The sequence below is a fragment of the Bradyrhizobium sp. USDA 4473 genome (assembly GCF_054063335.1).
Window position 1 is genome coordinate 3,220,514 of record NZ_JBSSGE010000001.1, and the last position, 15,074, is coordinate 3,235,587.

Consider the following 15,074-nt stretch of genomic DNA (forward strand, 5'->3'; position numbering starts at 1 on the left):
GGTGGCCGTCCAGACACCGAATGGGTTCAACCTCGATCGTTCCGGCAAGCGAATTGTGATCGACCCGCTGACCCGAATCGAGGGCCACCTGCGCGTCGAAGCCAACCTGGATTCGGACAACGTGATCCGCAACGCGGTTTCGAGCGGGACGATGTGGCGTGGCATCGAAGTCATCCTGCGCGGGCGGGATCCGCGCGACGCTTGGGCGTTCACCGAGCGGATTTGCGGTGTCTGCACCGGCACCCATGCGCTCGCCTCCGTGCGCGCCGTTGAAAATGCGCTAGGGATCGCCATTCCGGAAAATGCCAACTCGATCCGCAATATCATGCAGCTGTGCCTGCTTGTGCATGATCATCTCGTGCATTTCTATCACCTGCACGCGCTGGATTGGGTCGACGTGGCCTCCGCGCTCAAGGCTGATCCCAGGTCCACCTCGGCGCTGGCGCAGTCCATCTCGCCCTGGCCGCTGTCGTCTCCTGGCTATTTCAAGGATTTGCAGATCAGGCTCACCAAATTCTTCGGGTCAGGACAACTCGGTCCGTTCAAGAACGGCTATTGGGGGCATCCGGCTTACAAGCTACCGCCGGAAATGAACCTGATGGCCGTGGCGCATTATCTGGAAGCGCTCGACTTCCAGAAGGAGATAGTCAAGATCCAAGCCATCTATGGAGGCAAGAACCCGCATCCGAATTGGCTGGTCGGCGGCGTAGCCTGCGCGATCAACATCGACGGGACTGGTGCGGTCGGTGCAATCAATATGGAGCGGCTTAACCTGGTGTCCTCGGTGATCGACCGTTCGATCGAATTTGTCGAGCAGGTCTATCTGCCCGACATCGCAGCGATCGGCTCCTTCTATAAGGACTGGCTGCATGGCGGCGGGCTTTCTAGCAAAAGCGTGATGTCCTATGGCGACATCCCCGAAAACGCTAACGACTGTTCCGCGAAAAGTCTCAAGCTGCCGCGCGGCGTCATTCTTGGCGGCAATCTTGAGGAGATTTTACCGATCGACCATGGCGATCCCGAGCAGATCCAGGAGTTCGTCACGCATTCCTGGTACAAATACCCTAGCGAGTTCAGCGGCCTGCATCCCTGGGATGGCATCACCGAGCCAAATTTTGAGCTAGGGGCAAAGGTCAAAGGCAGCAGAACAGATATCAAGGAGCTCGACGAAGGCGGCAGGTATTCCTGGATCAAGGCGCCGCGCTGGCGCGGCCACGCCGTCGAGGTCGGGCCATTGGCGCGATATATCATTGGTTATGCGCAAGGCAAAGCCGAATTCAAGGAGCCGGCCGAGAGACTGCTCAAGGGGCTCAATCTTCCCTTGGCCGCGCTGTTTTCGACGCTTGGCCGTACCGCGACGCGGGCACTCGAATGCCAGTGGGCGACGCATCAGATGCGCTATTTCCAGGACAAGCTGATCGTCCATATCAAGGCAGGCAATAGTGCAACTGCCGACGTCAGCAAGTGGAAGCCGGAGAGCTGGCCTGATGAGGCCAAGGGTTACGGGTTCACTGAAGCGCCGCGCGGTGCGCTCGGGCACTGGATCAAGATCAAGAACACCAAGATCGACAATTACCAATGTGTCGTGCCGACGACGTGGAACGGCTCTCCTCGCGACCCCCAGGGCAATATTGGCGCTTTTGAAGCCTCCCTGATCGGTACTCCGGTCGCCGATCCGCAGCGGCCCTTGGAGATATTGCGCACGATCCATTCCTTTGATCCGTGCCTGGCGTGCTCGACCCACGTGATCAGTCCTTCCGGCCAAGAAGTGGCTTCGGTCAATGTACGTTAGGTCCATACTGGACAAGGCTCCAAAAACCGTTGCCATCGTCGATGCAGCGCCGACTGTTCACGGCGCCGACTACGTTTATGAAGCGCCGGTGCGAGTGTGGCATTGGGTCAATGCGGCGGCCATTCTGGTGCTCGGCGTAACCGGTTATCTCATTGGAACTGGCACACCGGCAATGCCGGGGAAGGCCAGCGGCAATTTCCTGTTCGGCTACATCCGCTTTGCGCATTTCTTGGCGGGATATTTGCTCGGCGTCGGATTTCTGCTGCGCATCTACTGGGCCTTGATGGGAAACCCGCATGCCATGCAGATCTTTTGCGTGCCTCTCTGGCGCAGATGCTTTTGGCGCGAAGTGTACGACGAAATGCGTTGGTACGCCTTCCTCGCAACTGAGCCCGAAAAGCACGTCGGGCACAATCGGTTGGCGCAGCTCGCGATGTTCTTCATGTTCACGCAGACCACCACGTTCATGATCGTCACAGGCTTTGCACTGTACGGGCAGGGCGCCGGTCGTGACAACTGGCTGGACAAGCTGTTCGGCTGGGTATTCGCAATCTGGCCGAACGGTCAAGACGTCCATACCTGGCATCATCTCGGCCTGTGGGTGATCGTGACCTTTGCGCTGGTCCACGTTTACGCGGTGATCCGGGAAGACATCATGTCGGGCCGGAGCATCTCCTCGATGATTTCGGGTCACCGTCAGTTTCGCGATTGACTGGGAGGCGGATGCTGAGTGCGAAGAACAAGAAAAGGATCCTTGTGCTCGGCATCGGCAATATCCTTTGGGCCGATGAGGGATTCGGCGTGCGGGTGGTAGAGGAGTTTTATCGTCGCTACACCATCGATGACAACGTCTCCATCCTCGATGGTGGCACGCAGGGGCTCTATCTCGTCGGTTTTCTCGAGCAGGCCGATTGCCTGATCGTGTTTGATGCCGTCGATTATGGACTTTCGCCTGGACAGTTGAAGCTCGTGCGAGATGACGAGGTGCCGAAATTTGCCGCTGCCAAGAAGCTGAGCCTGCATCAGACCGGCTTTCAGGAGGTCTTGAGTGCAGCCGACCTGCTTGGCCGCTGCCCGCGAGAGCTCGCTCTGATCGGCTGTCAGCCGCTGGACCTGGAGCATTGGGGCGGTTCGCTGACCGCACCGGTGCGCTTTCAGATCACGCCTGCAATCGAACTGGCCTGCAAACTGCTGGCCCAGTGGGGCTCACCGGCAAAACCGCGAGGCTCGCCGTTGTCTGCATCAGAACGGTTGTTGGGAAACAGTATCGACCATGTCAATTATGAAAGGGGGCAGCCGATCTAGCGGCCGCAGTTATTCATGTGCCTTGGCTTACCAATGACGATTGTCGAGACCGACGGCATCACGGCACTATGCGAGTATGGCGATGAAAAGCGGCGTGTCTCGGTCGTGCTGCTCTCCGACACGACGGTCGGCGCCAAGGTGCTCGTCCATATCGACACAGCGGTCCGGCTCTTGGAGGAGGATGAAGCAAGCCGGATCTCGGAAGCACTCGACGGGCTCCAGGCCAGCCTCGACGGCGAGAACTGCGATCGCTTCTTTGCGGACTTGATTGGTCACGAGCCGAAATTGCCCGACCATCTACGCTAAACGCCGCGCGCGGACATCGCGTTGCCGGCCCTTGCTCACGAACCGATTTGCAGTTGTGCGCAACCTTTACGGAACAAATGTCAAGCGCTGACGGCGGCTGATCCGGTCGCGAATGCGGTCGCAGCGAGACGATGATTGGCATGTGCCTTGCTAATACCTCGCCGAGAAGAACCAGAAGATTGTCAGAAAGGCGTCTGATGAAGTTCCAGCCGGCTCAGCACGATCTGGCGCGGCCCGGTCTGTCCGAGGTGGAGAGAGTGGGCGCCCATGATCAGGTCGCCCGGCAGGATCCCGGGAAGGGAGGCGTGGAGCTGCCGTCGGCAGCGGGCCCCTTATATTCAAGCTGGGCCATCCACGTCGCAACCGCGCTTTCTGAACGGATCAAGGCGCTCGGGCTGCCGGTGCAATGGGTCGTAACCGCGCGTGGCGCCCGTAGCGCACCGGGCCGGCGGCTCGGCCAGCGTGGCCTGCCGAAGCCGATCGAATGCCCTCAGCGCGGTCCACTATGCCTGGTCGGTAAGAGTCGGGTCCGTTTGGTCAAGATCGCCCCCGCGTCGGCATCGATCATACGACCACAAGCCGATAGCGCCTGGATCGCCAATAGCATTGCCACTCCGCACGTTCACCGGAACGTCGCATCATGAAATCCGCCGCCCGAAACGGAGACGAAAGCGCTGCGCCGGCAATGAGCGAGTTTGCTGGGGATGCGGAGAGTCTTGACGTCATCCATGGCGGACCCACGGCTGTGGGGGCGCTCGCCGAGCGCGCTTGGCGCGATGGCGGCGAGCTTGCAAGAAACTGTCCCAATGCCATCGCTCTGTTATCGAACGCCGCTGCTGCCGCTCGCGGCCAGAAGAGCGACGCACGCACGCAACTGTATTGGCTCGCGGATCTCAGTGATCCCGAGCGCAAGCTGATTGCCGAAGTGCTCGGGGAAGGCGAAGTCGCCGGCTTCGTTGCGCTACCAGATGGCTCTCTGGCCGAAATCCAGGAGTCCGTGCTTGCGGGAATCTGGCGCGTGCGCATCGGGACGGAACCGGCGCACGAATACCTTGAGATCGGGGCGATCCCGCAGATCGTGCGACGCGCCGCAACGGACCTGACGTCGACCAATCTGGTGATCGGTGCGGTGCCGGACGGCGCAATGAACGTGTTGCCGGTGCTCGCCGAAATACGCGAGCGGGCCCGCGTCTGGCGGCATGGCATGCGCGCGCATGTCATCAATCTGACACTGCTGCCGATGAACGCAGTTGATCTGGCGTTTCTGCAGCAAAGCCTGGGCAACGGTCCGGTCCAACTTATCTTCCGCGGCTACGGCACATGCCGAGTGCAGGCGACCGGGATCCGCAATGTCTGGGCGGTCCAGTTCTTCAACTCTATGGACACCATCATTCTCGACACACTGGAGGTCGGCGGCGCGCCGATTGTCGCGTTGGCTGCCGACGAGGATTTCGAGGATTCTGCCGAACGTCTGCAGGAAATCATGAAGGCTTACGGCGCATGAAGAGCCTGGAGACTGTTTGGGGCCTGGTCGGTTCTCGCAGCCGGCGCGCGCGCAACGTGGCGTTAGCGGGATCGCGCGCGGCGACCGGAGAACGATGTCGACGCAGACCGCTGCACGAGCGCGTTGCGCGCGAAAAATTAAAAGCTTCTTCGGCTTTCGTAGGTCCAAAGCCAGCTTCGCGTCGGCTGAAGGTGATGCTTGAGTCGGAACAGGACTTTCGCAGGTGCAAGCACTTCGATGTGTCGGCGTCTGACGAGATGCCGGTAGCAACCTATCGTGATACCGCCGATCGAGCCATACGCACGCGATCGGTCGTGAACGATCCGCGTCGAAAGTCGAAACGATCGGGTTTCGCACGCGCAGAAGGCAGGCACGATTGCGCAACGGGCGGGCCTTGGGCCATGAAGGTGGCCGTCTGCCTGGGTAACGGCGCCCGCCCGTGGCGCGCTGGGCAGAGTTCGCACCCCCGCTCAGTTCGATTCGGCGACATTGAAATTCCTTTCAGCGAAATCGGGTCATTGAGCTCGGGTACCTGTTGCTTCCTGCTCTCCGCGATTCCCGCACGCAAAGCCATGGGCGGCGGAGTTGCCGAAGCAGCGGTCCGTGCCATGATGTGGCCGAACGATCGCCGGGTGCAGCATCATTTCCATGCATCACGTCTCTGTTTGATTGATGGCCTGTGTTTCTTGCGCGAGATGATGCCGGAGCGGCGCGTATGAGCCTTATCGCTCGCAACAAAATCGATATCACCATATCGCTTGCTGCCGACGTCATAGCCGCGGTCGAGATCCTGCCGCGAGCCAGGCCGCCGCTGGCGCGGTGGTTCGCCGGCAAACCGCCATCATCGTTGCTCAGGGCACTGCCGCAGCTCTTCACCTTATGCGCGGCTGCGCAGCAAACCGCATTGTTGTCCGCGATCGAGGCGGCGCGTGACCAAGAGATCATCCTCCCGACAAAGCAGCGTCGTATGATCCTGGTCGTTGCCGAGCGCATCTCAGAATTGCTGCGGGCCCTCTTTGTCGGGCAGCCTATGCCGAACGTCAGTGCGGCGGCGATCCGGTCCCTTATCCGGGGATTGTCCGTGCTCGTCGGTAGCGCTCAGCCAGCTCGCGGCTCCGCTCGACGCGAAGCCATAGCGCAGATTGTTGCTGCGCTCGCGGCCCTTGGCATGTCAAATGAAGATGGTGCACCGAGGCCCGGTAGCCCCTCCGCGCTTTGCATTGCGGCGCTTGATGAGATGGACTTGAAGTCCATTCGGATCGCGCACGCGTTCTTGTCCGTCGCCGACGACCGCAACATCAATGAACGGCTGCTCGGCGACGATCCGACATTTTGCCATTGTCCCGAACTTGGGGGACGTGCGCCCGAGACGGGTCCTTGGGCGCGCCAAATGACCCGTGACCGGCTCTGGCTGGGGCGCTCGGGTGCGGTCGAGCGGCTGAAGGCCAGAATTGCAGAAATCGTTCGGCTATGCGATTGGCTCAAGTCCGGTGCTCATATCGACGCAGCGGAGCCTGGGATCATCGAAAGCTACAGGCTAGGTCCTGGACGTGCAGCGGCCGCGGTCGAATGCGCCAGGGGCCGGCTCTATCACGCGGTTGAGCTTGATCCTCGGGGCCAGATATACCGCTTCGAATTTCTTGCTCCGACGGAATGGAATTTCCATAGGAGCGGACCGCTTGTTCGGAATCTGCTGGGCGCGGAGCTGACGGCGAGACGGCATCGGAAAGCGGTTCGCGCGGTGATCGAATCGCTCGATCCCTGCGTCGGATTCACGCTCAAGTTTCGCAAAGTTGACGATGCATGAAATGGCGCTTTGTCAGAGCATCATCGAAATCGTCGAGGAAGAAGCGCATCGCCGATCGTTTTCGGTGGTGCGGAGCATCTGTCTGGAGATCGGGGCCTTGAGCCATGTCGCACCGCAAGCGATCAGGTTCTGTTTTGCTGTCGTCGCAATGCGGACCATTGCCGAGGGCACGGCTCTTAGAATCATAGAACGTCCCGGCGAGGCCTGGTGCATGAGCTGTTCGAAGAGCGTCGAGATTGCGCGGCGCGATGAAGGTTGCCCTTGTTGCGGTAGCTATCAATTGCAGGTCACTGCAGGCGAAGAGATGCGAGTGAAAGAGCTGGAGATCGACTGATGTGTGGCGTATGCGGCTGCATCGAAGGAACTCCGTTGCCCCAGCCCTCCGAACCGCATGATGCGCAAGGCCGCGCTCGCTACGATCCTCGTGTGCAGGACGATCGCGGTCGCCATGACGCGCATCTGCATGACGGCCAGGACCTACAGGATTCAAACCATGCACGCCGCAGCCATGATCACGATCATCATCCTAGCCGTCGGAAGGCGGACGCTGGGCAGGCGCTTCCCGGCGGCAGCGCCGGCCCGGCTGGCTTGAAGGTCGCGGGCATGAGCCGCGAGCGGGTGATTCAGATCGGGCGCGACATCCTTGACAAGAACGACGGGATCGCGGCGGATAACCGCGCGCTCTTCGCGGCCGACGAGCTCCTCGTGTTCAATCTCGTGTCCAGTCCCGGTGCAGGCAAGACCTCGCTACTGGTCCGCGCCGTGTCCGAGCTCAAGCGCAGCCGTCCGATCGGGGTCATCGAAGGCGACCAGCAGACCTCGAACGATGCCGAACGCATTCGCGCGACCGGCGTGCCAGCCATTCAAATCAATACCGGAAAGGGTTGTCATCTTGATGCTGCTATGATTGGCGAGGCTTATCGCCGCCTGCCGCCGCTCGTTTGCGGTATCCTCTTCATCGAGAACGTCGGTAACCTGGTCTGTCCCGCGGCCTTCGATCTTGGCGAGGCCTGCAAGATCGTCGTGTTGTCGACCGCCGAGGGGGAAGACAAGCCGCTCAAATATCCGGATATGTTTGTCGTTTCTTCACTCATGCTGATCAACAAGGTTGATCTGGCGCCGCTGCTTGAATTCGATTTGGGCAAGACCATCGAATATGCAAGACGCGTCAATCCGAAAATCGAAGTACTCACGGTTTCGGCGCGGACCGGCGAGGGTTTTGGCAGGCTCTATGCCTGGATCGATAAGCAGGCAGCGCATCAGAGGCGCGCCTCGGAGCTCACGAGGCGATGAGCGTCGCCACCTGTGACCGAACACGGCTGCGCGTGCGCGTGAGCGGGGCCGTGCAAGGGGTCGGCTTTCGCCCCTACGTTTATCGCCTCGCCACGCGGTACGGATTAGCGGGGTTTGTCGTCAATAACTCCGAAGGCGTCACCATCGAAGTCGAGGGTCGCCGCGCGCCCGAGTTTGTCGCCGCTTTGCCGATCGAACCGCCTCCACTGGCACGCATCGACCACATCCGCGTTCAGCAGACTTGGGCGCTCGCGGCAGAAGGCTTTTCGATCGGCACGAGCGAAGGTGGCAAGTCATCAGCGCGGATCGTTGCCGATGCCGCGACCTGCCAGCAATGCCTCAGTGAGCTGTTCGATCCGGAAGATCGCCATTACCTTTATCCCTTCGTCAGCTGTTCCCATTGCGGTCCGCGCTACACGATCGCCGAACAGCTTCCGTACGATCGCAACAACACGGTCATGAAAGCTTTCAGGCTGTGCGCTGCCTGCGCGACCGAATATGCCGATCCATCGAGCCGCAGGTTTCATGCGGAGGCGATCGCGTGTCCGACATGCGGTCCTCGGCTCAGCCATGCGATCCACACCATTGTCGCGGCGATCGCCGGCGGCCAAATCGTGGCCATAAAAGGGCTCGGCGGATATCAACTGCTCTGCGATGCACGCAACCAGGATGCCGTGCAGCGTTTGCGCAGCAGAAAACAGCGCCTTCAGAAGCCGTTCGCGGTCATGATCGGTTCCACAGAACTGGTCAACGAAATCGCGGAAGCGAATGGGGCCGAGCTTGCGATGCTCGAATCCGTTGCACGTCCCGTTGTCCTTCTGCCTTCGCGCAACAATCTGGCGCCCGCCATAGCTCCTGGCTTGTCGCGCGTTGGTGTCATGCTGCCGGTCGTGCCACTGCATCACCTGATCTTTCATGCGCTTCGCGCGACAGCAGCGTGCCTTGCGGGGCCGGACCCGGTCATCGTCGCGACCAGCGCCAATTCTGGCGGCGAACCGCTCGTGATCGACAACGCGCAGGCGCTGCGGCGGCTCGAAGGGATTGCGGACCTTGTCGTGACCCATGATCGCGATATCCTGACACGTGCCGATGACTCCGTGCTGTCGGTGGTGGCCGGCCGGACTCAATTCGTACGCCGCGCACGTGGCTATGTCCCCGAACCGATCCGGCTTGCGAGGTCTGTGCCGGTCGTGCTCGCCGTCGGCGGTGCGCTGAAATCGACCGTCACCGTCACGCGGGGCAACGAAGCCTTCGTCTCCCAGCACATAGGCGATCTCGATACGGCAGAAGGCATCCGTGTGTTCGAGGAGACGATCCGGCACCTCATATCGACCCTTGATGTGGAGCCGGTCGCCATCGCCCATGATCTGCATCCCAATATGGCGTCGACCCGCTTTGCGGAAGCAAGCGGCCGGGCCCTTGTCGCCGTTCAGCATCACCACGCCCACGCTGCCGCCGTCATCGCTGAGCATGGCCATGCCGGACCCGCGCTTGCCCTGGTGCTCGACGGTCATGGCTTCGGCTCCGACGGCGGAAACTGGGGTGGCGAGCTGTTGTTGTGCGAAGGAACAAGGTATCGACGCATCGGGCATCTCGCGCCCCTGCAAATGCCTGGTGGAGAGCGGGCCGCGCGCGAGCCGTGGCGTATGGCAAGCGCAATATTGCAGGCGCTCGGTCGGGGTAACGAAATCGGGTATCGCTTTGCTGCGCAGCGGCAGGCTGAGCGCATGTCGGCATTGCTCGATCAGCCGGGTGGGGCCACCACGACCAGCGCGGGCCGGTTGTTCGATGCCGCGGCGGCGCTGCTGGGGGTCGCATGTGTGCAGAGTTATGAGGGCGAAGCCGCGATGAAGCTCGAGGCGTTGGTGCGGCGAACTGCGATTTTCCATGCCGGCTGGACCATCGACCGCGGCGTGCTATCGCTTCGTCCGCTATTTGCGCGGTTGATTGCAGACAAGATCGAAGCAGCGGATGGAGCCGGGCTGTTTCATGGCACCTTTGCCGCCGCTTGCATTGACTGGGTCAGGCGCTCTGCACGGAAAACAGGCGTCAAGACCATCGTTCTCAGCGGCGGCTGCTTTCTGAACGCGGTGCTGGCGGATGAAATTGAGCGCGGTTGCCGCAGCGCAGGCCTCACCCCTTTGGTGCCACGACAGCTGCCGCCCAACGACGGAGGTTTGAGCCTCGGCCAGGCCTGGATTGCCGCTCTGCAGATCATTGAGCGGTCTGCAGCCCTGGAAGGAGTAGCCTGATATGTGTCTTTCGGTCCCGGCGATGATATCGAAAATTCTTCCCGACGATATGGCGATCGTGTCCCTTGATGGGGTCAGCCTGGAAATATCGATCGCTCTCATCGAGGAGCTCGACGTCGGCGACAGCGTTCTTGTCCATGTCGGTTATGCGCTTTCCAAGATCGACCCGGCCGAAGCCAAGCGCACGTTGGAGCTCCTGCATGAGTTGGGCAGTGCAGGGCAGGAACCCCGACCATGAAGTATGCCGACGAATTTCGTGACAAGACCATCGCACAGGGACTAGCGCGGGCGATTGGCGCCGAAGCCGGCGCGCGACGGGCTTACAGGTTCATGGAATTCTGCGGCGGACACACTCATGCGATCTCCCGCTACGGCCTCGAGGATTTGCTGCCCGCGAACATTCGAATGATCCACGGGCCCGGCTGTCCCGTCTGCGTTCTGCCCGCCAGCCGGATTGACATGGCAATCCGGCTCGTCGAGCGGCCAGAGGTCACTCTGTGCGTCTATGGCGACCTGATGCGCGTGCCCGGGTCGCGGGGGCAGTCCCTGATGCGAGCCAAAGCGCTCGGCGCAGACATTCGGATAGTCTATTCGACGCTCGACGCTATCCGGCTCGCCGAACAGGTGCCAAGCCGGGAGGTGGTCTTCTTTGCCATCGGATTTGAGACCACGACGCCGCCGACCGCGGTGATGATCCGGACGGCCGAAAAGAAGCGGCTGAGGGGCCTTAGCGTGTTCTGCAACCATGTGCTTACGCCGTCCGCGATGCACAGCATTCTCGATAACCCGAAGATGCGCAATATCGGTGGGGTCGGAATCGACGGCTTCGTAGGTCCTGCACATGTCAGCACGATCATCGGTACGCAGCCTTACGAGCCCCTGGCGGAGCAATTCGGCAAGCCGATCGTGATCGCGGGATTTGAGCCGCTCGACGTGATGCAGGCGATCCTGATGCTGGTGCGGCAGGTAAACGAAGGCCGCTACGAGGTGGAGAACCAATACAGCCGCGCGGTGACGCGCCAAGGCAATCGACGCGCCAAGGACGAAATCTCGCAGGTATTCGAATTGCGTGAGCAGTTCGAATGGCGTGGGCTTGGGCTCGTCCCCAACAGTGGGCTGAGGTTGAAGCGGGCTTACGCGGGATTTGACGCCGAGGCGCGCTTTGCGATGCACGAGCTGCGTGTCGCCGACAATCCGGCATGCGAGTGTTGCGCGATCCTGCGCGGCGCCAAGCGGCCGGTCGATTGCAAGCTGTTTGGAACCGTCTGCACGCCGGAAACACCTATCGGGTCCTGCATGGTTTCCTCGGAAGGCGCTTGTGCCGCGTATTGGACCTATGGCCGAGTTCGCGATGATCAGGCGAGGCGGATGTCATGAGCGTAAAGGCCTATCATGGCAGGCTCGACGTCGAGAACGGACGCGTCGATCTTTCCCACGGATCCGGGGGCCGTGCCATGGCGCAGCTGATCTCCGGCGTTTTTCACCAAGCCTTCGGTAATGAATGGCTTGCCCGAGGCGACGATCAGGCGGCGTTCGATGTCGCGGCAGGCAGGATGGTGATGACGACCGACAGCTATGTCGTTTCGCCCCTGTTCTTTCCCGGAGGCAATATCGGGTCGCTGGCGGTGCACGGCACGATCAATGATGTCGTGATGGCCGGGGCGCGTCCGCTCTATCTATCGGCCAGCTTCATCATCGAAGAGGGGTTCCGGTTTTCGGATCTAAGGACGATTGCGCAGTCGATGGGCGCGGCGGCGCGCGACGCCGGCGTTTACATCATCACTGGAGATACCAAGGTCGTCGAACGCGGCAAGGCGGACGGTCTGTTCATCTCTACGACTGGCATCGGGTTTCTGGCCGATAGCCTCGATCTCTCAGCCGACAAGGCAAGGATCGGGGACCGCGTGCTGGTGTCCGGCAGTCTCGGCGACCATGGGGTGGCGATCATGTCAACACGCCAGAGCACCGCTCTTCGAGTAGAGATCATCTCGGATTCCGCATCGCTGCATGACCTGGTGGCTGTCATGATGGCGGCCGGTGGGCGCGGCATCCGGGTGATGCGTGACCCCACGAGGGGCGGACTGGCCGCCACCCTCAACGAGATCGCGCATCAATCGGCCCTCGGGTTTCGCCTGCAGGAAGCGGCCATTCCCGTAAAGCCCGCCGTTGCGGCCACCTGCGAGCTTCTTGGGCTCGATCCGATCCATGTCGCCAACGAGGGCAAGCTCGTTGCGATCGTCGCGCCTGACCTGGCCGACGCCGTGCTTGCAGCCATGAAGGCGCATCCGCTGGGGTGCGATGCCGCCGATATTGGCGAAGCGATCGCTGACGATCACAGATTTGTGCAAATGGCGACCAGCTTCGGCGGCGGACGAATCGTCGACTGGTTGTCGGGTGAACAATTGCCTCGGATCTGTTGAACACGCCACCCATTTGCGGGGAGCATGCGGGAATGGTGGCGAAGCTCAGAGAGCAGGTCATTCAATCCGCTTCGCATCTGTGCGTTCGAAATCCTGCGTCGCTAGCGAAAGATCGCTGAATTCCTGCGCCATATACGCGCCTGGATCGCAATATTGCTGCGCTCGTCCGATTAAAAAGCGCCTCTAGGCAGGGAGTTTTCAAATGAAGGTCGGAGTCCTCAAGGAAATCAAGGCGCACGAATATCGCGTGGGCCTTACCCCTGGAGCCGTCCGCGAATACGTGGCCGCGGGCCACCGCGTGATGATCGAGACCAATGCCGGCGCCGGCATGGGTGCAACCGATGACGATTATCACGCCGCCGGCGCGACGATCCTAGCTTCTGCAGGCGAGGTATTCGCATCGAGCGAGATGATCGTAAAGGTTAAGGAGCCTCAGCCATCGGAATGGAGCCAACTGCGGGAGGGCCAGATCCTCTTCACTTACCTGCATCTGGCGCCAGACCCGGAGCAGGCCAAGGGACTCCTCAAATCTGGGTGCACCGCGATCGCCTATGAGACCGTAACTGATGCTCATGGTGGCCTTCCACTGTTGGCGCCGATGAGCGAGGTCGCGGGTAGGCTTGCGATCGAAGCGGCGGGTAGTGCGCTGAAGCGCAGTGCAGGCGGACGAGGGCTGTTGATTGGTGGAGTGCCCGGTGTTCAGCCAGCTCGGATCGTGGTGATCGGGGGAGGCGTCGTTGGCACGCACGCTGCACGCATGGCGGTCGGTTTGGGCGCAGAGGTCACCATCATCGACCGTTCGATACCCCGGCTGCGCGAGTTGGACGAGCTGTTCGAAGGTCGCGTTCGCACCAGGTTTTCCACCCTCGAATCCGTAGAGGAGGAAGTATTTGCGGCCAATGTGGTAATTGGTGCAGTGCTCGTTCCAGGAGCGAGCGCACCAAAGCTGGTCCGCCGGAGCATGCTGAACTCAATGCGCAAGAGGGCGGTCATCGTGGATGTCGCTATCGATCAGGGCGGCTGCTTTGAGACATCGCACCCGACCACCCACGCCGATCCAACCTACGAGATGGATGGCATCATCCATTATTGCGTAGCCAATATGCCCGGCGCTGTGCCGTTGACCTCGAGCCAGGCACTGAACAACGCGACTCTGCCATTTGGTTTGGCTTTGGCCAACAAGGGTTTTTCCGCCGTTATCGAGAATCCGCATCTTCGCGCGGGCCTCAATGTCCATCGAGGCCGGCTCACTTACAAGGCGGTTGCCGAGAGCCTCGGGCTCCCCTTCTCTCCGATCGAACAGGCTGCGGCCTGATCCCAGAGGCCCCACACGGGCGTTTCCTCCCTGACTTGGGCCACCCTTCGGGGTGGCTTTTTTTTCGCTCCCTCAATCTGCAGAGCGCCGCTGGTATGTCCCTGGAACGCGGAGCGAAGGCCGATCGCGCTTGTCGTTCAATCGTCCCGCGTCATGCGAGACAAACCAGTTTCGTCCGATACAGGGCACATGAAGGCACGTCTGCGGGTAATCCGATAGGATTGAATAGTGTTTGCAACGGCGCGCCGGTGGGCCCGTGACATCAAAGCGACTTTTATCTGCTGTCTGCGCGATCGGCGTGACGTTTCTGGCCGTGCGGTGGAGATCGCTTCGGATTGGTGACGACTGCACCGGCTCTTGATCCTGGCGCGATGTCGCGAAATCAGCCGCCATCCGTCAGCAGAACCGATGATCGGCACAGGCGAACATGACGCAGGAGCAAACCACTCGGAGGAGACGGTGCCGATCTGTAGCTGCGCTACCGCGGCCATGAGAAAGAACAGCCGGTGGAGGGGGGCACCTCGTTGGCCGACCGCCGCCGGATCGACCTTGGGCTCAAGCTAAGGCGTCCTGCCGTCGGGCAGATTGTCGCATTTGCGACAACCGTTGAGGCGCGACATGTGCTTTGGAAAATAACCGAGACAAATCAAGTCCAGGATCTTTGGCATAAGACTTGAATGCAAGAAACGGTCCCTCACTTTTGCTTATGGAATCGCAGTAATGCCCTACAAGATCATCGCGTCCCAGTGCACCGTGTGCGGCGCGTGTGAGTTCGAATGTCCCAACGCGGCGATCAGCCTGAAGAACGACATATATGTGATCAATCCGGCCCAGTGCACGCAATGCGAGGGGCGTTTTGAGGCGCCGCAATGCGCTGTCGTTTGCCCAGTGCCCGACACCTGCGTGCCGGCATAAGAGACTAGCCGATTCGTGGCGCTCGGGCACGAGACAAGATGAAGACCCTGGCGAAGGCGGTGTCTATCTGGATCGGTCACCCGATTTTCTCACTCGCTGGCCAATTGGCTGTCACTTGCGCGATCAGCTCGGAGGGGGCGCGGGCGTACCGTCGTCGGCCGGAGT

At 61.0% G+C, this 15,074-nt stretch carries 16 protein-coding genes; all 16 read left to right on the forward strand.

All coding sequences use genetic code 11. From position 1 onward, the window contains the following. The first annotated feature begins 1 nt into the window (after position 1). The 16 genes from ACVW17_RS15145 to ACVW17_RS15220 all read left to right on the forward strand — a co-directional run bounded on the left by ACVW17_RS15145 (position 2) and on the right by ACVW17_RS15220 (position 14,909). The gene (locus ACVW17_RS15145; protein ID WP_456797366.1) at positions 2-1,792 is read left to right on the forward strand and encodes a nickel-dependent hydrogenase large subunit; all 1,791 of its coding nucleotides are present in this window, start codon (positions 2-4) and stop codon (positions 1,790-1,792) included. Next, positions 1,782-2,504 carry a Ni/Fe-hydrogenase, b-type cytochrome subunit gene (gene cybH / locus ACVW17_RS15150; protein WP_456797367.1) on the forward strand — a complete coding sequence of 241 codons (723 nt, stop codon included), beginning with the start codon at positions 1,782-1,784 and terminating at the stop codon, positions 2,502-2,504. Before ACVW17_RS15145 ends, cybH begins: the two co-directional genes overlap by 11 nt. 11 nt (positions 2,505-2,515) lie before the next feature. Next, the gene (locus tag ACVW17_RS15155; RefSeq protein WP_456797368.1) at positions 2,516-3,097 is read left to right on the forward strand and encodes a HyaD/HybD family hydrogenase maturation endopeptidase; all 582 of its coding nucleotides are present in this window, start codon (positions 2,516-2,518) and stop codon (positions 3,095-3,097) included. Positions 3,098-3,112: 15 nt separating this feature from the next. Continuing rightward, positions 3,113-3,403 (forward strand): HypC/HybG/HupF family hydrogenase formation chaperone, encoded by a 291-nt coding sequence (locus ACVW17_RS15160; RefSeq protein ID WP_456797369.1) that lies wholly within the window; start codon positions 3,113-3,115, stop codon positions 3,401-3,403. A gap of 197 nt (positions 3,404-3,600) precedes the next feature. Then, a complete protein-coding gene (locus tag ACVW17_RS15165; RefSeq protein ID WP_456797370.1) occupies positions 3,601-4,047 on the forward strand; it encodes a hypothetical protein in 447 nt (148 codons plus the stop codon). After that, on the forward strand, positions 4,044-4,907 hold the full coding sequence (locus ACVW17_RS15170) for a hydrogenase expression/formation protein (RefSeq protein ID WP_456797371.1): 864 nt from the start codon (positions 4,044-4,046) through the stop codon (positions 4,905-4,907). Before ACVW17_RS15165 ends, ACVW17_RS15170 begins: the two co-directional genes overlap by 4 nt. Continuing rightward, a complete protein-coding gene (locus tag ACVW17_RS15175; RefSeq protein ID WP_456797372.1) occupies positions 4,904-5,626 on the forward strand; it encodes a hypothetical protein in 723 nt (240 codons plus the stop codon). The genes ACVW17_RS15170 and ACVW17_RS15175 overlap by 4 nt, the downstream gene beginning before the upstream one ends. Further along, entirely contained in the window at positions 5,623-6,714 is a 1,092-nt protein-coding gene (locus ACVW17_RS15180; protein WP_456797373.1) for a hypothetical protein, read from the forward strand. The genes ACVW17_RS15175 and ACVW17_RS15180 overlap by 4 nt, the downstream gene beginning before the upstream one ends. After that, positions 6,707-7,048, forward strand: a complete 342-nt coding sequence (hypA, locus tag ACVW17_RS15185; protein WP_456797374.1) for a hydrogenase maturation nickel metallochaperone HypA — start codon at positions 6,707-6,709, stop codon at positions 7,046-7,048. The genes ACVW17_RS15180 and hypA overlap by 8 nt, the downstream gene beginning before the upstream one ends. Then, positions 7,048-8,007, forward strand: coding sequence for a hydrogenase nickel incorporation protein HypB (hypB, locus tag ACVW17_RS15190; RefSeq protein ID WP_456797375.1), 960 nt, complete (start codon positions 7,048-7,050; stop codon positions 8,005-8,007). Before hypA ends, hypB begins: the two co-directional genes overlap by 1 nt. Next, positions 8,004-10,259 carry a carbamoyltransferase HypF gene (gene hypF, locus ACVW17_RS15195; RefSeq protein WP_456797376.1) on the forward strand — a complete coding sequence of 752 codons (2,256 nt, stop codon included), beginning with the start codon at positions 8,004-8,006 and terminating at the stop codon, positions 10,257-10,259. The genes hypB and hypF overlap by 4 nt, the downstream gene beginning before the upstream one ends. Position 10,260: 1 nt before the next feature. Further along, the gene (locus ACVW17_RS15200; RefSeq protein WP_456752498.1) at positions 10,261-10,497 is read left to right on the forward strand and encodes a HypC/HybG/HupF family hydrogenase formation chaperone; all 237 of its coding nucleotides are present in this window, start codon (positions 10,261-10,263) and stop codon (positions 10,495-10,497) included. Continuing rightward, positions 10,494-11,636 (forward strand): hydrogenase formation protein HypD, encoded by a 1,143-nt coding sequence (gene hypD, locus ACVW17_RS15205; protein ID WP_456797377.1) that lies wholly within the window; start codon positions 10,494-10,496, stop codon positions 11,634-11,636. The genes ACVW17_RS15200 and hypD overlap by 4 nt, the downstream gene beginning before the upstream one ends. After that, on the forward strand, positions 11,633-12,679 hold the full coding sequence (hypE, locus tag ACVW17_RS15210) for a hydrogenase expression/formation protein HypE (RefSeq protein WP_456797378.1): 1,047 nt from the start codon (positions 11,633-11,635) through the stop codon (positions 12,677-12,679). The genes hypD and hypE overlap by 4 nt, the downstream gene beginning before the upstream one ends. A gap of 202 nt (positions 12,680-12,881) precedes the next feature. Beyond that, on the forward strand, positions 12,882-13,994 hold the full coding sequence (ald, locus tag ACVW17_RS15215) for an alanine dehydrogenase (protein WP_456797379.1): 1,113 nt from the start codon (positions 12,882-12,884) through the stop codon (positions 13,992-13,994). Positions 13,995-14,714: 720 nt separating this feature from the next. Then, positions 14,715-14,909, forward strand: a complete 195-nt coding sequence (locus tag ACVW17_RS15220; RefSeq protein WP_456797380.1) for a 4Fe-4S binding protein — start codon at positions 14,715-14,717, stop codon at positions 14,907-14,909. The last annotated feature ends 165 nt before the right edge of the window (positions 14,910-15,074 follow it).